The following is a 19,240-nucleotide window of genomic DNA, read 5'->3' as shown; positions in this document are numbered from 1 at the left end:
TAAGATTTAGCCATATGAAAGCCGATACATAATAGAAACTACTTACGGAAAGCAACCATAGCCCAATTATCCCTATAATTAACCTCACTAAACGATAGGCCTAACCTTTCGGCAGCATTCCTGAGCGTTTCAACATCATCCCTTAAAATGCCACTCATGAAAATACTTCCACCACTTTTAAGGCTGTTAACGTATGCAGCCATATCGGCTAAAAGGATATTAAGGTTGATATTGGCAAGAATCAAATCGAATGATCTTCCTTTAAGCAGCTCTGCATCGCCTAAATAGGCCGTGATGCGTTTGCAGCCATTATTGTCAATGTTTTCCAGCGTGTTGCGGTAAGCCCATTCATCGTTATCGATAGCCACAACGTTTTGCGCACCGCGCATTTCGGCAAGAATGGCAAGCACACCGGTTCCACAACCCATGTCGAGAACGGTAAGCCCCTCAACCTGATGGTTGAGAAGCGCCTCAATCATCATGTGTGTGGTTTGATGGTGACCCGTTCCAAACGACATCTTTGGGTCGATTAATATCTCGTAATCGGTTTTTGGGGTATCGGTATGGAACGATGCCTTTACCAAACATCTGTTATCGACAATGATTGGCTCAAAATTCGACTCCCACACCTCGTTCCAATTCTTGTCGGCAATACTGTTCAGCTCATAATCAATTCTAACACCCTCAGGCAACTCAATAAGTCCAATAAAATTGGCAGGTAATTTTTTTAGAGTTGCAGTATTAATGTACGCCAGTAGTTCGGGTTCATTTTCCATGAAACTCTCAAAGCCCAACTCGGCAAGTTGGGCAATGAGAATTTCAGCTGTTTCGGCTGTGTATGGTTTGATCCTTATTTTGAGTTCGGTGTAACCCATCCTAGAACGATTTTGCAATAGCAATAAAGTCAGCTGCAACCAATGAGGCGCCACCAATTAATCCGCCATCAACATCGGGTTTAGCAAAAATTTCAGCGGCATTGGACGGTTTACAGCTACCTCCGTAAAGGATGCTAATAGAGTCAGCAATTTGAGAGCCATACTTGCCAGCAATCAGATTACGGATGTAGGCATGCATTTCCTGTGCCTGTTCGGTAGTGGCAGTTCTACCAGTGCCAATTGCCCAAACGGGTTCGTAAGCAATAACAACCTGCTTAATGCTTTGCTCATCGAGCGCAAATAGCGATTCCTCAACCTGTTGCTTAACAACCTGAAAATGTTGATTGGCTTCGCGTTCATCCAGTTTTTCGCCACAGCAAAAAATGGGCATCAGATTGCTTGAAAGGGCTTGCTGAATCTTATCGTAAAGCTGGGAATTGGTTTCACCAAAGTATTCGCGCCTCTCGGAATGTCCGATAATTACATACTCAACTCCCATAGCGCCAAGCATGGCAGCTGACACCTCGCCGGTGTAAGCACCCGATTGCCAGCGTGCACAATTCTGGGCTCCCACTGCAACACGGGTTCCGCTGGCTAGTTTTGTTACCTCGTTCAGGTGAGTGAATGGTGGGATTACTACCAACTCAACACCGCTTGAAACCTCAGCTGATTTTGCTATAACATCCTTGGCAAGAGCCAAACCTTCGGAAGGCAATGTATTCATCTTCCAGTTCCCAGCAACAATTTTTCTTCTCATCGCAATCGATTTAAATTAAGTATAATCATTCAAGCATTAATTAACCTTTTGCTATCAAATTTACAACAAAATTCCGATACATCAGCCGATTCTGACCCTCGGGTCAAGAATACCATATAGTATATCGACCAACAGGTTTACTATGCTAAAAATTACAGCAACCGTAAGAACGCAGCCAATAACAAGGGGCACATCGTAACTATTAAGCGCGTTTACCATAACATAACCAAGTCCTTTCCAGCTAAAGATATACTCAACAAATACAACACCAGCCATCATTGAGGCAAACCAACCCGAAATGGATGTTACAACAGGGTTCAGGGAATTACGGAGAGCATGTTTAAAGATCACCTTCCTATAAGGCAATCCCTTTGCTTTAGCTGTTCTGATATAGTCCTGGCTTAATGTTTCCAGCAATGAGCTTCGCATTAGCTGGGTGATTATGCCAAGTGGACGTAAGCCAAGAGTTAATGCAGGCAAAATGATGTTTTGCCATTTAAGATGAATCCCTTCCCCTAAATCATCAACTTCCCAAAGATTACCGGTAAGGTTAAGTCCTGTATACTTGCCAAGCACTATGGCAAAAAGCCAACCTATGAGTATGGCAGCAAAGAATGATGGCAAAGCCATACCTAGCGCAGAGTTAACAAGCAGCAACCTATCCCAAACGCTATCCTTGTAAATTGCGGCAGTTATCCCCATTGCAATTCCAACAATTGTTGCAAAGAGTATTGCCACCAGTGCAAGATAGAATGTGTTGGGCAGAGTTGACATAACAACTGTGGAAACAGGTTGACGACTTTGGTATGAACGACGAAGGTATGGCTGTTTTGCTACCAATACCCTATTCGATGCCATTTTCCCAAGCACTAAGGGTTTCCCATAAATAAGTGTATCGAGGTAAATGGAACTTTTACCATTACTTGGATTATGCACCGATAGTGGCGAAATGTCGTTTAAATACTTCAAGTACTGCTTCCAAACCGGTAGGTCGAGGCCTAAATCGGTACGTGCTGCCTTTACGGATAGCGAATCGGTTCGTTGGCCAAGAACCATGCGAGCGGGATCGCCAGGAATAAGGTTAAAAAGAATGAAAACCAGACTGGCAACGCCAAAAATCACCAGAAACGTGTAAAACAATTTTCGAACAAGGTATAGGAACATTTACTTTAAATGTTAATCGAACCTTTTAGCCTCTTCCCAAATCTCGTTCATCTCATCAAGGGTCATATCCTTAAGTGAGCGTCCCATCTGGATGGTTTGTTGTTCCAGGTAGGTGAATCTTTTCATAAACTTTCGGTTTGTTCGTTCCAGCGCGGTTTCGGGGTCAACCCCATAAAGCCTAGCGGCATTCACCACGGAGAAAAGTAAATCGCCAAATTCTTTCTCAATGTCATCGGTGGAATTGGTTACCTCAACCTCATGCCTAAGCTCATTGAGTTCTTCCTGAACCTTATCCCAAACCTGGGAACGTTCATCCCAATCGAACCCAACGGCCCGTACTTTTTCCTGAATTCGATTGGCCTTTATGAGTGCAGGTAAAGCCGTTGGAACCCCTGAAAGAACAGTTTTATTGCCATCCTTCTCCTTAATTTTAAGCTGCTCCCAGTTCTCAACAACCTGACTCGCATCGTTAACCTTAACATTGCCGTAAATATGAGGATGACGATATATAAGCTTGTCGCACAGCGAGTTTATAACATCAACAATATCAAACCGGTTATCCTCCTCTGCAATTTTCGAGTAGAAAACAATATGCAGCAGCAAATCGCCAAGTTCCTTGCGGATTAGATTGTAATCCTTTCCCAGAATTCCCTCGGAAAGTTCATAGGTTTCCTCAATGGTTAATGGGCGGATTGATTCAAATGTTTGTTCCCTATCCCAGGGACATTTGGCGCGCAAGTCGTCCATGATTCCGATTAATCTTTGAAAAGCTTCGCTTGCACGTTGTTTTCTATCGCTATCATTCATCACCGTAAAATTTTATCGTCGTAAAAACGAACCATTATATTTGAGCCAACTGAGAGGTTGTACATTTGAGCGGCAAAACCTTCGCGGACAGCTATCTCAAGCAAACCCAAGGAGTTGAAAAGCGCAAGCAAATCGCCCTTTTCTACATCCTTGTATGAATTACTTAGCTTGCTTATTCCATGCGAGAACCGATGAACATATATGGAGTACTTTCTGGACTTCCGAATAGCTTCGAAATCGTCGCGAGTGATGTTGGTTATTGCATTAAAGTAGGAATCGATATATATAACGCTTCCAGTAATCGCATCGTTTTCAGGGATTGGCAGAATAGGCGTAAACCTTTTAATACCCGATGCTTCAATGGCGAAATCGGTTTGGCCATTTTCGGAAAGTAGTACCTCCAAAGCCAGTATTACCGAATCCATTGAACCAAAACTACGGGTGTCATCAACAGGAATTGCATGGACCACTTCGGGCAAAACATCAGCAATTAACGATATGGTCCCGTTATCAGGTGTAATGAAGTAATGGCCCTGGTATTCAAAAAAAAGCATGCGCATGTTGTCCGAGGTATCGCTATTCACCATGCAAATATGAATTGACCCTTTAGGGAAATGGCTAAAGGAATGCTTTATCAGAAATGCAGCATGCATGTAATTATACGTAGGTACTTTATGGCTTAACTCCACAACCTTCAAGTTGGGCGAAATGGAATAAAGTTTCCCGCAGAGCATCCCAAGGTAGTAATCCTGGTTGCCCCAATCGGTGGTAAGAGTTACAAAACGGGTATTGGTTGCTTCCATTTAAGAGACCAAAAATCAATACAAAAGTAAACCAGAAAATTAATAATTTCAGAATTTAGCCTGCTAAACTTACTAACCATTTAGCTGTTAGTATTTTTTGATATCTTACGGTTACAAACACAAAAATTTGACTGGTTTTAGATTATCTTTGCATACATAACCCAACAGGTATTAATGGCAGCAGGCGAGAGAACTATCATTATTGAAGGGATTGACCCCTTGGTGCTTTATGGGGTTAACAATACCCGCTTCGACTTAATAACCAAGCACTACCCAAAGCTAAAAATCATCGGAAGAGGGAATACTATTAAGGCTGTTGGCGATGAGCAACTTATAGAGGACTTGGATCAGAAAGTTCATGCCATGGTTGACTTTCACATCAAGTATGGGTACTTAAGTGAAACCAATATCAAAGATATCCTGCAAAACAACCCTGAATCCATTGAAAAGGCAGAAGAGGACATAACCGATGTGCTGGTTTACGGCAACCATGGTAAAATCGTAAAGGCTCGAACAGTAAATCAGCGCAAGCTGGTAGAGATGTATGAAAGTAACGACCTGATTTTTGCCATTGGTCCGGCTGGATCAGGGAAAACATATACAGCCATTGCCCTTGCGGTAAGGGCGCTACGCAACAAGGAGGTAAAACGCATAATATTGACCCGCCCAGCCGTTGAAGCTGGGGAACGCTTGGGCTTTTTACCTGGCGATATGAAAGAAAAGCTTGACCCATACCTGCAACCCCTTTACGATGCCCTACACGATATGATTCCCCCAAAGAAACTCCAGGAGTTTATGGAAGATGGTACTGTTCAGATTGCCCCACTTGCCTACATGCGCGGCCGTACGCTCGACAATGCCTTTGTAATACTTGACGAAGCCCAAAACACCACTCTCAGCCAACTGAAAATGTTTCTTACCCGTATGGGAAGCAACGCAAAGTTCATTGTAACAGGCGATATTACACAAATTGACCTGCCAAACAAGGATGACTCAGGCTTAGTTAAAGCAATCAAACTCCTGGAGGGAATAAAAGATATTGCAATAATATACTTTGATACCCGCGACATCATTCGCCATAAGCTGGTAAAATACATAGTAAACGCATTTGAGGAGGCCAAGGGCAAAACCGATATTCAAACCGATGCGAAAAGTGATGATAATCAAACCAAATAAAACAAAAAAGATGAAAGCAATCACCCGCACCGATTTCAAGTTCCCCGGACAGGTTTCAGTGTACCATGGGAAAGTACGCGATGTGTACAACATCAACAACCAGTTTCTTGTGATGGTGGTAACTGACAGGATCTCGGCCTTTGATGTAATCCTTCCCAAAGGGATACCATTCAAGGGTCAAGTCCTCAACCAGATTGCCAACAAGTTTCTTGACGCAACTGCCGATATTGTTCCTAACTGGAAAATAGCCTCGCCCGATCCAATGGTAACAGTTGGACACTATTGCGAACCCTTCAAGGTTGAAATGGTGGTGCGCGGCTACCTGACAGGTCATGCTTGGCGTGAGTACAAATCAGGCAAGCGCTCACTTTGCGGCGTTCCCCTTCCCGAAAGCATGAAGGAGCATCAAAAATTCCCGAAACCAATTATCACTCCCACCACCAAAGCCGAAGAGGGGCACGATGAGGACATTTCACGTGAAGAGATAATTGCTAAAGGCTTAGTAAGCGAAGCCGATTACAACCTTCTAGAAAAATATACACTAGCATTGTTCGAGCGGGGAACCCAGATTGCTGAGAAAATGGGTCTTATTTTGGTTGACACCAAGTATGAGTTTGGCAAAAAGGATGGGAAAATATACCTGATTGATGAAATCCATACTCCTGACTCATCGCGGTACTTTTACCTTGATGGTTACAATGAACGGTTTGAGAAGGGCGAGGAGCAACGTCAACTCTCAAAGGAATTTGTCCGTGAATGGCTCATGGCCAATGGTTTCCAAGGTAAGGAGGGGCAAACCGTACCCGAAATGACCCCTGAATTTATTGAGCAGGTATCAAACCGCTACATTGAGCTGTACGAGAAAATTACAGGCGACAGGTTCCAAAAGGCTCACAGCGACGAGGATATTCTGAATAGGATTGAGAAAAACGTTAAGGCTTTCTTACAAAGCATGTAGTATTGAACAAGAATAAGAATGGCTACCATAATGGTAGCCATTCTTGTATAGTAATCTTTGGTTTTGATTTTCTCGGAGAACAGTTACAGCATAGGCCCAGCAGCAACCAATCGTTGACCCCACTCGTTATCAGTAAAGGTCTTAAAGTTTTCGATAAATTTTTGGGCAAGACTCCGGGCTGCTGCATCCCAATCCTCAGGATTCGACCAGTGGTTACGTGGGTTTAAAAGCTTGGAATCGACACCAGGCAATGCCTTAGGTATTTGAAGGTTAAAAATTGGAAGAACATCGAACTCAGCGTTATCGAGGCTACCATCCAGAATTGCGTTGATAATGGCACGGGTTGAGGGCAAATCAATTCTACGCCCAACACCATAAGCCCCACCAATCCAGCCGGTGTTTACAAGGTAAGCCTTAGAGTTGTGTTGCTGCATTTTTTTAACAAGCTCCCGAGCATAAACCGTAGGGTGTAACATCAAAAAGGCCTGCCCAAAACAGCTACTAAAGGTTGGCTGTGGCTCAAGCACTCCCCTCTCAGTTCCTGCCAGTTTTGCAGTAAAGCCACTTAAAAAGTGGTACTGGGTTTGGTTAGGAGTTAGCTTTGAAACCGGGGGTAAAACACCAAACGCATCGGCGGTTAGGAATATTACATTCTTTGCATGTCCAGCACGCGAAATTGGTTTAACAATATTCTTAATATGGTAAATTGGGTATGATACTCGCGTATTCTCTGTTTTACGTTTTGAATGGAAATCGATATTGCCTTCGGCATCCACATCGAGGTTCTCAAGAAGAGCATCGCGCCGGATGGCTGCAAAGATATCGGGTTCTTTTTGTGGGTCAAGGTCAATGCACTTGGCGTAGCAACCTCCCTCAAAGTTAAATACACCCGAATCGTCCCAGCCATGCTCATCGTCGCCTATAAGGGCTCGATTAGGGTCAGCCGAAAGGGTAGTTTTACCTGTGCCTGACAGCCCAAAGAAAATTGCCACATCGCCAGACTTGCCAACATTGGCGCTGCAATGCATCGATGCAATACCCTTAAGGGGTAGGTAAAAGTTCATTACGGAAAAGATACCCTTTTTCATCTCTCCACCATACCATGTGCCGCCAATCAGGGCCATTCGCTCAGTAAGATGAAAAGCCACATATACCTCGCTGTTTAGGTTTTGCTCCTTCCAGTATGGATTGGTGGTTTTGGATGCAACAAGCACAACAAAGTCGGGGTTAAAGTTTTTGAGTTCCTCATCGGAAGGCCGAATAAACATATTTTTAACAAAATGTGCCTGCCAGGCAACCTCCATGATAAAGCGAACGCTCAGTCGGGTATCCTCATTAGCCCCAGCGTAAGCATCAACCACGTATAGCTTTTTGCCATTAAGCTGCTTAACGCTTACATCCTTGAGCTTTTCCCATACCTCTTGCGATATGGGTTTATTATCGGAACCCTTTTTGCCAGGCTCGGCCCACCAAACGTCATTTTCGGTATTTGGCTCTCGAACCACATACTTATCTTTGGGTGAACGGCCTGTAAATATGCCAGTGTCAACATTTACTGCTCCAAGTTTGGTTACAATACCTCGCTCATAACCCTCAAGATTTGGGTCGGTTTCGTGCTCATAAAGTAAATCGTACGATGGATTATAGTACAACTCCCTAACGGAATCAATACCGTACTGCGATAAGTCAATCATTTCCACAATTTTTTAAGAATAAATAATTGAGAATTATAAGCAAATGTAAATATTTTAGTTTATGCAAACGATTTTTTCAGCATGTTTTGTATCATATTGTTACTTTTAAGGGAAATAATGTAGATAATCGTACACCTATTAAATCCCCAAAATGATTAATCGATATGCTTGCAATGCTTATCGGTAGTTTGAGGTTCTATATGTATAGTGGCATCAATGCCAAGCTCCAAGTGTATGGCATCTTCAATTAATGAAATAATTCTATGAGCCTGTTCTATGGTCATTTGATTGGGCAGCCTAACATGAAAGGTAAGCTCTTGATGCATTACATAGTTATGGATATGGAAGTGATGGGGCTCCATTCTATCGTAGCCCTGCCTCGAGACAATCTCCATTACTTTTTGAACAAGATCATCGGATGGTACCTCGCCAAGAATTACCACTGCGCTATCGGTAATCACCTTAATGCCTGAGTAAAGAATGAGCAGAGCAACAATGATACTCAAAACTCCGTCGATCCACCAAAAGTACTTGCCTACAAAAATACCCACAAGCACAATGACCGATGAAAGGGCATCGCTGCGGTGATGCCAACCATCGGCTGTAACTGAAATTGAGCCTGTGCGTTTACCTATTATGAAAGCTGCCTGGGCAAGTCCTTCCTTTGCAACTATTGATACCACAGTTGCTACAATTGCCAGAGTTCCATAGCTAGTACTCACCCTATCCCTGATTTTTGCAACACCTTCCATGGCAAAGTAAAAGGCCACAAAGGCAAGCAGTGCACCAATAAGCAAAGAAACCACTAGCTCCGAACGTCCATGCCCAAAAGGATGATCCTTATCGGCAGGCTTTTGCGAATATTTTATGCCAAGCAGCAAAACAATTGAACTGATTGAATCGGAAAGGGTATGCCAGGCATCGGCAATAAGCGCTAACGATCCTGTAACCACTCCAGCCCAGTACTTTAGTACAAAAAGCAAAGTGTTGATTAATATAGAGAGCCAACCCTCAAAATTAACCAGGCGGGTATTTCCGGAATTAAACCGATAATTCATGATAAAATTTTAATGTAAATCCATTAATAGCAGCTGCATGTGATTGTAAAATCGGGGGCATACCTTACTATGAACTGATTTGAATTAAGCGTAAACCCCTCTTTACTCGTATTGAGCTTGAAGTTAGTTTGAAGCGTTCTTAACCTGTAATCTGAGAGACAGGGAGTGAAACCAGGACCAAACTCTTTGAGTGCATTAATAAAGTAAAAGGCCACATCGTAACCTAAAAAAGAGAACTGTGTTGGCTCCGACCGGAATTCCACCCTGTATTTCTCAACAAAAGTTTTCACATCACTTTGAGAGTAGTCGACAAAGAATGGCGAGAATACATGAGTATTCAATGCAAAAAGGTAATCGGGCGGAAGGTTTTTAAACTTACGCCAACGCGAAGGGCCATATACCTCAGTGTTGAGGTTATAGTACGATTTTACAGCATATAAACTGCCAAGTATTTCGGCTACAAACGGTTCATCGTCGGAAGGCACAATCACAACGTTTACGGTATCGCGTTTTAGCATCTTCAGCAACCTTTCCTGAACATCAACCGATTTGTAAGCAGCAGTTTTATGGTAGTACCGGGAGAAAGTTATACCATTGCTTGTAAAGTTTTGGGTTAGAAGCGAATCGAAATGCTTCAAACTGGGCGAGTACCAGACGGTTGAGTCATAAATCACCAGGTAGTTCTTACTGGAATCAACCTTCAAGTTCTTCACAAATATTTCTAACTGGTTTTGAAGGGTTTGGCTAACCGAAATAATATTCTGCTTATCAGCCAACCCCTCTTTATTGCTGTAAATGGGCGATACAAAGTTGATATTATTATTAGCGGCAAATTGAGCAACAGGCTTAACCTCATCGAACATATAAGGCCCAACCACTAATTCAGATTGTGCAATATCAGTGCTATTCAGAATTTTAGCAACCTCCTGTGGCGAGCGCTTTGTGTCGCGCACGTTTAGGTTTACCGAAATGCCCAACTTTTTTAAGGTATCAAGGGCTAACAGGAACCCCTCGTAGAATTCAAGCGAAACCTGTGTTATTTGAGTTAACTGCCCTGTGGGGTCCTGAACATCTTTTGGGTCAACATCATCAACCTCAACCTGGGTTTGGCTGCTGGTTTGAGTAAAGGGCAATAGCAATGCGACATTATACGGATGACCATCGTAGGTGTAGCTATTACTGCAGGGCGATGCTTTCTCCAGCCCATCGGTATTAACTTTGGCCTCAACAGCCTCAGGAACAGGTACCAATTTGGGTTTGGGTATCCGAAGGGTCGTCCCAAGCTTTAAGCCATCCTTGATTAAGTCGTAGTTGTAATACTCAATCTCTTTGGGTGAAACACCGTATTTCCTGGAAATTGCGAATAAGCCTTCGCGGGGTTGCACCTCGTGCAAAATAAATTCTACCGAATCAACAGCGGGTTGCTGCTCAATATCGCTTATCTGCTTTTTGGGAATGCGAAGGGTTTGACTTATCTTTAACCCTTCCCTTGCTTCAGGGTTCAACTGTAGTATATCATCCATACTCACATTGTACATTCTTGAAATGCCAAAAAGGGTTTCCTTGCGTTTAACAATGTGGTAGATATAATCCTCGTCGGTTTGGGTTTTCTTCACTTTAGCCGGTATTTTTAGAGCTTGTCCCACCTTTAACCCTGCGTATATATCGGGGTTGTTTATCGCAATGTCTGACTGGCTTACGCCATAAGCCTTACTGATAGAGTATAGCGTTTCACCCTGCTGGACTATATGAACAAAGTACGTTTTCCCATCGACACGTACCTTATCCTTTGATATTTTTACCTCTACTTCCTGCGAAAACAAAATGTAGGAAAATGATACCAGAGTTAGGAGTGCAAGTATTCTTTTAATCATTGCAAGTAGTTTTATGAAAATGTTATTCCGAAATGGGTCCGAATACAAACTACAAAAATACACAAATCAATCAATTCAAACCCTATGCCTAATGCTGTTTTAAAACGAAGAAAGTAAAAATTGACACATAAAAAACATTAAGCTACGCATATTTTTGTTAAAATTGCAGTAAAATAGCCTAAATGGATTCAACTGATACACAATACATCTTTGCGATTGCTTTGCATAGGCACAGGGAGTTGGGTTTGGTGGCAGGAGCCTATCTTATCAATCCAATCAGCGATGATACCTATAAAATTGAAAAGAATGTTATTGTCGATTCAGCAGTTATTCATTCCGACAGGATTACAACCGACCAATCGGAAATAATACGTAGCATTCAGGAAATATCCGAAAAAAGTCTCATGAAGCTATTTGGACGCGATGCAAAAACATTCAACGAACTTCTACAAAAAGTTCAAAGCGACGAAAACCTAAACAGCTACATCAGGAACTACATTGACCGAAGAGTATGTAAGGCCGTTGAAAAAGCTGCATCGGCCAATATCCCGATATACATCAGAGAGCGTAACGCCAATAACATTTACAAGGAAAAGCAATTAACCTACCATACCGATGTTGCATCGCCCATATTCAGGTTCGAGCTTGATGAGCTTGGCATGAAGTATTCCCTGAAGATTCAACATCAATCTTCCATTTTAACTTTATTGCCCGGTGTGTTTGAATTACTTACGGTTGAACCATGCTTAATTCGGGTTGCAAATGGCATATATAAGGTTGAAGGTATTGATGGCCGAAAGTTTGTACCCTACATGACCAAGCAGTTTATTACAATACCCCAGCAATCGGTACAAAAGTATATGGAAACCTTTGTGCTGAATGCTGTTAGAAGCAACCAGGTGGAAGCCGTGGGATTTGAAATCAACGAACAAAAAAACAGGCCTAAACCCATACTCACGCTCGATGAGCGCCTATCAGGCGGAGCCTGTCTCACCCTTAGCTTTCAGTATAGGAATAAGGTTATTTCGGCAAATACGCCTGCTGTTAATGAGGTAAAGCTATCGTTCCGTAATAACTCATACACGTTTACCCGGCTTACCCGCAACCCCGAGAAGGAAGAAAAAATTAAACAACAGCTTATTAAAACCTGGCGCCTAACAAAGGTGGGAGAAAACGAGTACTTTCCAGGTAAACCCGAAAATGGCGAGTTTGACCATTACCAGGTGATAGAATGGCTGAATACCAACTATAAGCTGTTACAGGACGAAGGTTTTGAGATTCATCAAAAGTTTAGGCAAACAAATTATTACTTAAGTGGCTTTGACCTTAATTTGAGGCTTACCGAAAGTATCGATTGGTTCGACCTTTACGGCATGGTTCGTATTGGCGAATTTGAAATCCCCTTTGTTTACTTTCGCAAGCATATAGTTAAGAACATTCGCGAGTTCACCCTCCCCAACGGTCAGGTTTTCATTTTACCCGATGAGTGGTTTGCCAAGTACAGAACCATTCTTATGCTTGGCAAGGAGGAAGGCGAAAGCATTAAGCTGTCTAAAGCATCGGCAGCAATTATTGCAGGCAGTAGCCTAGAAACCCAGAGTATTTCAAGTTTCGCAGAAAAACTAAAAAATATTAACGCCAAAGGGGTAACCCTACCCCATGGCCTTCAGGCAAAACTACGCGAATACCAAACTCTTGGTTTTGCCTGGCTAAAAACATTGGTTGAAAACGGCTTGAATGGCTGTCTTGCCGACGACATGGGCCTTGGAAAAACATTACAAACCATAACACTTTTACTATCGGAACTTGAGGCCAACGATTTTAAAACCGGACAGGAACACTGTTCGCTGGTTGTTGCTCCCACGTCAATAATTTACAACTGGCAAAAAGAGTTCGAAAAGTTTGCGCCACAGGTTAAAGTTGGCATTCACCATGGAACCCAACGCGACAAGAGCCACAAAATATTTCAGCAAAACCATGTTGTGATAACTTCTTACGGCACCATACGGAACGACATTGACCTTTTCAAGGACTTTGCATTCCGCTACGTGGTGTTGGACGAGAGCCAAACCATTAAAAACCCTGCATCTAAAATATACAGATGCGTTCTGTTGCTTAAGACAAAGAAGAGCTTGTGCCTTAGCGGAACACCTATTGAGAATAACCTATTTGACCTATGGTCGCAAATGAACTTCCTAAACCGTGGGATGCTCGGCGGCCTTAAGGTATTCCGTGAGGAATTTGCCATTCCCATTGAGCGCAAGAATGACGCCGAAAAGCAGAAACAGCTAAAAAAGCTCATTGAACCCCTGGTAATGCGCCGCACCAAGGAGCAAGTTGCCAAGGAGTTACCACCCCTTACCGAGCAAATCATCTACTGTGAGATGACCGACGAGCAGGGCAAAGCCTATGAGGCGGAGAAATCAAAAGCCCGCAGGTTGATACTTGACTCCCTGGAACAGAGTAAACCTGAATCGTCAACCATCAATGTTCTTTCAGCGCTCACCCGTTTGCGTCAGCTGGCCAACCACCCGGCCATGCTCGATGAATACTCAAACCTGTCGTCGGGTAAATTTGAGGAGGTTACGCAAATGATTGAAAGCGTAATTGCTGAAAACCATAAGATACTCATATTCTCATCGTTTGTTAAACATCTGGCACAGGTTGAAACCTACTTACAAAACAACGGTATAGGTTACGAAATGCTAACCGGTTCAACAACCGATAGAAGCGATGTAGTGGAAGGGTTCCAGAACAATCCTGAAAAGAAAATCTTTTTGATTTCGCTTAAAGCCGGCGGTGTTGGACTAAACCTAACCGCAGCAGATTACATTTTTATTCTTGACCCATGGTGGAATCCTGCCGCCGAGATGCAGGCAGCATCGCGCGCGCATCGAATAGGGCAAACCAAGAGTGTGTTTGTTTACCGTTTTATTACACGAAACACGGTGGAGGAGAAAATTGTAAAGCTGCAAGCCCACAAGGAAAACCTTGCCCACGAATTTGTCAACTCCAATAATCCGATGATACTCCTTAACAAGGAGCAGCTTATTAGCCTTGTTGAGTAGGGAAATGTCCCTACCCAAATTATTTAAATCAACCTGCATTGCGGTTAAAAAATATTAATCACAACCTAAAGCATATATTATTATCAACTATTAATCAATCATTTACAGAATTTGAAATTTAAAAATCGATATAAATAGATATTCTTTCGCCATCAAAGTTTGTATCTTTGCAGCATGGAAACTATGCTCAAAATTGCCGTAATACTTGCGGCATATCTTTTAGGCTCTATACCTACATCGGTTTGGGTAGGAAAAATTTTTTACGGAATCGATGTTAGGGAGCATGGCAGTGGTAATGCCGGTGCAACAAACACCATCAGGGTGCTTGGTCTTATTCCTGGAATATCGGTCTTTATAGTCGATGTGCTTAAAGGTTACCTTGCAGTTCGTCTGCTATACCTAACCGATTTCTATATCCCTAAAACAGGAATGTTTATAAACTTTCAGTTGTTTTTGGGAATTGCAGCTTTGCTTGGCCATATATTCCCCATTTTTGCTCAGTTCCGTGGGGGAAAGGGTGTGGCAGTGCTATCGGGTGTTGTTTTTGCCCTTCACCCCTACGCCACTTTGATAGTATTTGGAATTTGGATAGTATCGGTGCTAATCACCCGATACGTTTCGTTGAGCTCCATGATTGCAGGATTTTCGTTCCCACTGGTTCTGATTTTTGTTTACCGCACCACTAACCCATCGCTTATTACTTTTGCCTTTATACTGGCAATCCTAATGCTATTCACCCATCAAAAGAATATCGAGCGTCTGGTAAAAGGCGAAGAATCAAAGTTTTCATTAAAGAAAAAGGGTAAAACCAATCAGGTTAACCCCAAACAATAACTCAACAATTGTTGTTTTATTAAACAAGCCCAACCACGCATGAATGTGGTATGAAATATTTTTATAATTTTGCAAGTCATTTTGAATTGATATTCTACTGTTATGATTAAAATAACTTTTCCTGATGGGAACGTGCGGGAATACCCCAAAGGTGTTACCGGACTTGAAATAGCCAAAAGCATTTCGGAACGTTTAGCAGCCGATGTTTTATCGGTATCGGTTAATGGTGAAGTGTGGGACCTTACCCGTGGCATTGAAACTGATGCCACCGTTAAGCTACACAAGTGGGACGACCCAGAGGGAAAACATGCCTTTTGGCACTCATCGGCACACCTTATGGCCCAGGCCGTTGAAGCGCTTTACCCCGGCGTTAAGCTGGGAATAGGCCCAAGCATTGAGAATGGGTTTTACTATGATATCGATTTTAACGGACACACCATATCGGAAGAGGATTTACCTAAGATTGAGCAAAAAATGATGGAGTTTGCCCAGCAAAAGCAACCCATCGTTCGCAGTGAGATTTCAAAAGCCGAAGCGCTTAAGACCTACCAGGAAAAGGGCGATCCTTACAAGGTGGAACTTATATCGGATCTACAGGATGGAACCATATCGTTCTACACCCAGGGCGAATTTACTGATCTTTGCCGTGGACCACACCTTCCGAATACGGGCTACATTAAAGCCATAAAGTTGCTCAGCATTGCAGGCGCATACTGGCGTGGCGATGAAAAAAATAAAATGCTTACCCGCATTTACGGTATCACCTTCCCCCAAAAGAAACAGCTCGACGAATACCTGACCCTGCTTGAGGAAGCAAAAAAACGCGACCACCGTAAAATTGGCAAGGATTTAGAACTATTTATGTTCTCGCCCAGTGTTGGCCCTGGTTTACCATTATGGTTACCCAAGGGTGCTCAACTTCGCGAGCGCTTAGAGATGTTCCTTAAACGCGTTCAAAAGAAATACGGGTATGAGCAGGTAATTACCCCGCACATTGGCCAAAAAGAGCTTTACGAAACATCGGGCCACTGGGCAAAATATGGGAAGGATAGTTTCCGTCCCATAACTACTCCACAGGAAGGCGAGGAATTCCTTCTTAAACCCATGAACTGCCCCCATCACTGTGAAATTTACAAATCCAAACCGCGTTCATACAAAGATCTTCCGCTCAGGCTAGCTGAGTTCGGAACTGTTTACCGTTACGAACAAAGCGGTGAATTGCACGGCTTAACCCGTGTTCGTGGATTTACCCAGGACGATGCACATATCTTCTGTAGGCCCGACCAGCTCAAGGAAGAGTTTGTAAAGGTTATCGATATTGTTCTATATATCTTTAAAACTCTCGATTTTAAAGATTACACCGCACAGATATCGCTACGCGACCCGAATAATAAAGAAAAATACATAGGCTCTGACGAGAATTGGGAAAAGGCTGAAAAGGCTATAGTTGAGGCGGCAGCAGAACGAGGCCTAAAAACCGTAACCGAACTTGGTGAGGCTGCATTCTATGGCCCAAAACTCGACTTCATGGTTCGCGATGCTATTGGCCGCAAGTGGCAGTTGGGCACCATCCAGGTTGACTACAACCTGCCCGAGCGCTTCCAGCTGGAGTACATTGGCGCTGATGATAAGCGTTACCGCCCCATTATGATACACCGCGCTCCCTTTGGGTCGATGGAACGCTTTGTTGCCGTACTTATTGAGCATACAGGCGGTAAATTCCCGCTATGGCTAACACCCGACCAGGTTGTAGTGCTACCCATTAGCGAAAAATTTAACGATTATGCAAAAAGTGTTTCAAAATTCCTAAATAATTACGATATTCGCAGCCTGGTTGACGACCGCAACGAGAAGATAGGTAAAAAGATAAGGGACAACGAGTTACGCCGAATCCCTTACCTTTTAATTGTTGGCGAAAAGGAACAGGAAGCCAACCTTGTTGCTGTTCGTGTTCAAGGCGAAGGCGATAAAGGCCAAATGAAACTTGAAGAGTTTGTAAACCATATAAAGGCTGAAATTGATAATCAGCTTAAGGAAATTTAGTATTAACTAAACGTTAGGAGGGCAAAACTATAGCAGCACCTAATATCAACAAAAAGTCGGATATCGACACTTACCCGATAAACGAAGAAATTCGGGCTAAGACCGTTCGACTGGTTGGCGAAAACATTGAGAATCCGGGCATTTACCCCATTAGCCAGGCACGTCAAATGGCCGAGGAGATGGAGTTAGACTTGGTAATGATTTCTGATAAGGCCGATCCCCCGGTTTGTAAAATACTGGACTATCAGAAGTTCCTTTACCAGCTCAAGAAGAAGCAAAAGGAAATTAAGGCTAACGCTCAAAAAATTGTGGTTAAGGAAATTAGGTTTGGGCCCAATACCGATGATCACGATTACAACTTCAAGTTGAAGCATGCCATCAATTTCCTTCAGGAAGGTGCTAAGGTGAAAGCCTACGTGTTCTTTAAGGGACGTTCCATTCTTTTCAAGGAGCAAGGCGAAATACTACTTTTGCGTTTTGCCCAAGACCTTGAGGAGTATGGCAAAGTAGAGCAGTTGCCCCAGCTTGAGGGGAAACGAATGATTATGATAGTATCCCCAAAAAGCACAAAGAAGAAATAATAAACCATTAGTAATCAAATAAATACAGTGTAGAATGCCAAAAACAAAGACTCATTCTGGTTCAAAAAAGCGTTTTGCTTTAACCGGAACAGGTAAGATTAAAAGAAAACACGCCTACAAGAGTCACATTTTGACTAAAAAGGAAACCAAGCAAAAGAGGAATTTAACTCACGTTGCTTTGGTTGACAAGGCCGATGAAGGGCATGTTAAGGCAATGCTTGGCTTGAAGTAGTTTTGTTTTCTTTTAGTTTGTGTGTTAGTTTACTTTAATGTTTAACAGAATGAATTAGCCACTAAGAGTTCAAAAACGTTGAACCGCTAATCATTCAAAAATCGTAAAAAAATGCCACGTTCAGTAAATGCAGTAGCATCGCGCAAGCGCAGAAAAAAAATTCTTAAACAGACGAAGGGAAATTTCCTTGCGCGTCGTAATGTTTGGACGGTTGCAAAGAACACCTTGGAAAAAGGTTTGACCTATGCTTACCGCGACCGTAAGAAGAAAAAGATTGAATTCCGTGCCCTATGGATTCAGCGTATTAACGCTGCAGTTCGTGAGTATGGTATGACCTACTCCGAATTCATGGGCAAAATCAACCAGAAAGGGATTGCTATTAACCGCAAGGTTTTGGCTGATTTGGCCATGAACCACCCTGAGGCTTTTAAAGCTATTGTTGATTCTGTAAAGTAACCAGTAAAACAGAATAAGGTTAAAGGGGCTAAATGCCCCTTTTTTTGTTAATTTTGATTAACTTGCTGCTGTTTATATCATTTCTCGTCATCTTTTAATAAATTGCAGGCAAAAATAAGGTGTTAAACAAAATGCTAAGAATTGCATTAATTGGCTACGGTAAAATGGGGCATGAGGTTGAGGCTATTGCCCTTGAGCGTGGGCATACCATTGTCCTGAGAATTGACAAGGATAACATCAATGACCTTAACACTGAAAACCTAAAAAATTCCGATGTAGCCATTGAATTCACCTCGCCGAGCACAGCCATGCAAAACATTCAAGCCTGTTTCGATGCTGGAATTCCTGTGGTATCAGGAACAACCGGCTGGAACAACCAACTTGAAATCATGGTTAACAAGGCCCGCAATGGCGAGGGAACGTTGTTTTACGCATCAAACTATAGCATTGGTGTTAACATCTTTTTCAAGCTGAATAATTACATTGCTTCCATACTTGACAGGATAGGAATGTATCAACCATCAATAACCGAAATACACCACACCCAAAAGCTTGATGCTCCAAGCGGTACTGCCATAACCATTGCCAATACACTGTGCAACCAAATGAAGGCATACGAAGGCTGGAGCTTAATCCCCGATAGTGCAGAGAGAAAAATCCCAATTGAGGCAATTCGAGAGGGTCAAGTTCCCGGTACTCACATTGTGACCTTTACATCCGAACAGGATATCATCACTCTAAAGCACGAGGCTAAGAGTCGCAGAGGATTTGCACTTGGAGCGGTATTAGCCGCTGAGTTTCTCAGCTCCCGCAAGGGATTTTACAGCATGGACGATTTGCTTAAACTTGACTAAACCACA

17 protein-coding genes are annotated in these 19,240 nt (G+C 42.8%); 9 read left to right on the top strand and 8 right to left on the bottom strand.

Translation table 11 applies throughout. The features are described 5' to 3' along the window. Positions 1 to 38: 38 nt before the first annotated feature. The 5 genes from prmA to AB6811_RS09080 all read right to left on the bottom strand — a co-directional run bounded on the left by prmA (position 39) and on the right by AB6811_RS09080 (position 4,406). Positions 39 to 875, bottom strand: coding sequence for a 50S ribosomal protein L11 methyltransferase (prmA, locus tag AB6811_RS09100; protein WP_369490137.1), 837 nt, complete (start codon positions 873 to 875; stop codon positions 39 to 41). Between the two features lies 1 nt (position 876). Further along, positions 877 to 1,632: a triose-phosphate isomerase gene (tpiA, locus tag AB6811_RS09095; protein WP_369490136.1), complete on the bottom strand. Its 756-nt coding sequence runs from the start codon at positions 1,630 to 1,632 to the stop codon at positions 877 to 879. An 81-nt stretch (positions 1,633 to 1,713) separates the two neighbouring features. Further along, a complete protein-coding gene (locus tag AB6811_RS09090; RefSeq protein ID WP_369490135.1) occupies positions 1,714 to 2,796 on the bottom strand; it encodes an ABC transporter permease in 1,083 nt (360 codons plus the stop codon). A gap of 12 nt (positions 2,797 to 2,808) precedes the next feature. After that, complete coding sequence (gene mazG, locus AB6811_RS09085) at positions 2,809 to 3,603, bottom strand: nucleoside triphosphate pyrophosphohydrolase (protein WP_369490134.1); 795 nt, start codon at positions 3,601 to 3,603, stop codon at positions 2,809 to 2,811. Further along, positions 3,603 to 4,406, bottom strand: a complete 804-nt coding sequence (locus tag AB6811_RS09080; RefSeq protein WP_369490133.1) for an SAM hydrolase/SAM-dependent halogenase family protein — start codon at positions 4,404 to 4,406, stop codon at positions 3,603 to 3,605. Before AB6811_RS09080 ends, mazG begins: the two co-directional genes overlap by 1 nt. Positions 4,407 to 4,580: 174 nt before the next feature. Between AB6811_RS09080 and AB6811_RS09075 the strand changes: the two genes are divergently transcribed. Next, positions 4,581 to 5,582 (top strand): PhoH family protein, encoded by a 1,002-nt coding sequence (locus AB6811_RS09075; RefSeq protein WP_369490132.1) that lies wholly within the window; start codon positions 4,581 to 4,583, stop codon positions 5,580 to 5,582. Positions 5,583 to 5,592: 10 nt separating this feature from the next. After that, positions 5,593 to 6,540: a phosphoribosylaminoimidazolesuccinocarboxamide synthase gene (locus AB6811_RS09070; protein ID WP_369490131.1), complete on the top strand. Its 948-nt coding sequence runs from the start codon at positions 5,593 to 5,595 to the stop codon at positions 6,538 to 6,540. 83 nt (positions 6,541 to 6,623) lie between these two features. Here AB6811_RS09070 and pckA read toward each other — a convergent pair whose 3' ends face one another. The 3 genes from pckA to AB6811_RS09055 form a co-directional block, all read right to left on the bottom strand. Then, a complete protein-coding gene (gene pckA, locus AB6811_RS09065; protein ID WP_369490130.1) occupies positions 6,624 to 8,240 on the bottom strand; it encodes a phosphoenolpyruvate carboxykinase (ATP) in 1,617 nt (538 codons plus the stop codon). A 149-nt stretch (positions 8,241 to 8,389) separates the two neighbouring features. Beyond that, positions 8,390 to 9,292 carry a cation diffusion facilitator family transporter gene (locus AB6811_RS09060; RefSeq protein ID WP_369490129.1) on the bottom strand — a complete coding sequence of 301 codons (903 nt, stop codon included), beginning with the start codon at positions 9,290 to 9,292 and terminating at the stop codon, positions 8,390 to 8,392. A 23-nt stretch (positions 9,293 to 9,315) separates the two neighbouring features. After that, positions 9,316 to 11,166 (bottom strand): amino acid ABC transporter substrate-binding protein, encoded by a 1,851-nt coding sequence (locus AB6811_RS09055; protein WP_369490128.1) that lies wholly within the window; start codon positions 11,164 to 11,166, stop codon positions 9,316 to 9,318. Positions 11,167 to 11,348: 182 nt separating this feature from the next. Between AB6811_RS09055 and AB6811_RS09050 the strand changes: the two genes are divergently transcribed. The 7 genes from AB6811_RS09050 to dapB all read left to right on the top strand — a co-directional run bounded on the left by AB6811_RS09050 (position 11,349) and on the right by dapB (position 19,234). Then, positions 11,349 to 14,234: a DEAD/DEAH box helicase gene (locus AB6811_RS09050; RefSeq protein ID WP_369490127.1), complete on the top strand. Its 2,886-nt coding sequence runs from the start codon at positions 11,349 to 11,351 to the stop codon at positions 14,232 to 14,234. 183 nt (positions 14,235 to 14,417) lie between these two features. Beyond that, positions 14,418 to 15,068: a glycerol-3-phosphate 1-O-acyltransferase PlsY gene (gene plsY / locus AB6811_RS09045; protein ID WP_369490126.1), complete on the top strand. Its 651-nt coding sequence runs from the start codon at positions 14,418 to 14,420 to the stop codon at positions 15,066 to 15,068. 102 nt (positions 15,069 to 15,170) lie between these two features. Then, entirely contained in the window at positions 15,171 to 17,111 is a 1,941-nt protein-coding gene (gene thrS, locus AB6811_RS09040; protein ID WP_369490125.1) for a threonine--tRNA ligase, read from the top strand. A gap of 44 nt (positions 17,112 to 17,155) precedes the next feature. Next, positions 17,156 to 17,692 carry a translation initiation factor IF-3 gene (gene infC / locus AB6811_RS09035; RefSeq protein WP_369490181.1) on the top strand — a complete coding sequence of 179 codons (537 nt, stop codon included), beginning with the start codon at positions 17,156 to 17,158 and terminating at the stop codon, positions 17,690 to 17,692. A 34-nt stretch (positions 17,693 to 17,726) separates the two neighbouring features. Continuing rightward, the gene (gene rpmI / locus AB6811_RS09030) at positions 17,727 to 17,924 is read left to right on the top strand and encodes a 50S ribosomal protein L35 (protein ID WP_321586054.1); all 198 of its coding nucleotides are present in this window, start codon (positions 17,727 to 17,729) and stop codon (positions 17,922 to 17,924) included. Positions 17,925 to 18,035: 111 nt separating this feature from the next. Further along, the gene (gene rplT, locus AB6811_RS09025; RefSeq protein ID WP_369490124.1) at positions 18,036 to 18,380 is read left to right on the top strand and encodes a 50S ribosomal protein L20; all 345 of its coding nucleotides are present in this window, start codon (positions 18,036 to 18,038) and stop codon (positions 18,378 to 18,380) included. A gap of 131 nt (positions 18,381 to 18,511) precedes the next feature. After that, positions 18,512 to 19,234, top strand: coding sequence for a 4-hydroxy-tetrahydrodipicolinate reductase (gene dapB / locus AB6811_RS09020; RefSeq protein ID WP_369490123.1), 723 nt, complete (start codon positions 18,512 to 18,514; stop codon positions 19,232 to 19,234). The last annotated feature ends 6 nt before the right edge of the window (positions 19,235 to 19,240 follow it).

It is taken from the genome of Tenuifilum sp. 4138str, from assembly GCF_041102575.1.
Classification (GTDB): domain Bacteria; phylum Bacteroidota; class Bacteroidia; order Bacteroidales; family Tenuifilaceae; genus Tenuifilum; species Tenuifilum osseticum.
The sequence above is the reverse complement of the archived record's forward strand: the minus strand, read 5'-3'. Positions and strand labels throughout refer to the sequence as shown.

Excerpts from the sequence above, each read along its gene's own strand:
- prmA (WP_369490137.1), bottom strand. The coding sequence starts at position 875 with ATGGGTTACACCGAACTCAAAATAAGGATCAAACCATACACAGCCGAA.
- tpiA (WP_369490136.1), bottom strand. The coding sequence starts at position 1,632 with ATGAGAAGAAAAATTGTTGCTGGGAACTGGAAGATGAATACATTGCCT.
- AB6811_RS09090 (WP_369490135.1), bottom strand. The coding sequence starts at position 2,796 with ATGTTCCTATACCTTGTTCGAAAATTGTTTTACACGTTTCTGGTGATT.
- mazG (WP_369490134.1), bottom strand. The coding sequence starts at position 3,603 with ATGAATGATAGCGATAGAAAACAACGTGCAAGCGAAGCTTTTCAAAGA.
- AB6811_RS09080 (WP_369490133.1), bottom strand. The coding sequence starts at position 4,406 with ATGGAAGCAACCAATACCCGTTTTGTAACTCTTACCACCGATTGGGGC.
- AB6811_RS09075 (WP_369490132.1), top strand. The coding sequence starts at position 4,581 with ATGGCAGCAGGCGAGAGAACTATCATTATTGAAGGGATTGACCCCTTG.
- AB6811_RS09070 (WP_369490131.1), top strand. The coding sequence starts at position 5,593 with ATGAAAGCAATCACCCGCACCGATTTCAAGTTCCCCGGACAGGTTTCA.
- AB6811_RS09060 (WP_369490129.1), bottom strand. The coding sequence starts at position 9,292 with ATGAATTATCGGTTTAATTCCGGAAATACCCGCCTGGTTAATTTTGAG.
- AB6811_RS09055 (WP_369490128.1), bottom strand. The coding sequence starts at position 11,166 with ATGATTAAAAGAATACTTGCACTCCTAACTCTGGTATCATTTTCCTAC.
- AB6811_RS09050 (WP_369490127.1), top strand. The coding sequence starts at position 11,349 with ATGGATTCAACTGATACACAATACATCTTTGCGATTGCTTTGCATAGG.
- plsY (WP_369490126.1), top strand. The coding sequence starts at position 14,418 with ATGCTCAAAATTGCCGTAATACTTGCGGCATATCTTTTAGGCTCTATA.
- thrS (WP_369490125.1), top strand. The coding sequence starts at position 15,171 with ATGATTAAAATAACTTTTCCTGATGGGAACGTGCGGGAATACCCCAAA.
- rpmI (WP_321586054.1), top strand. The coding sequence starts at position 17,727 with ATGCCAAAAACAAAGACTCATTCTGGTTCAAAAAAGCGTTTTGCTTTA.
- rplT (WP_369490124.1), top strand. The coding sequence starts at position 18,036 with ATGCCACGTTCAGTAAATGCAGTAGCATCGCGCAAGCGCAGAAAAAAA.
- dapB (WP_369490123.1), top strand. The coding sequence starts at position 18,512 with ATGCTAAGAATTGCATTAATTGGCTACGGTAAAATGGGGCATGAGGTT.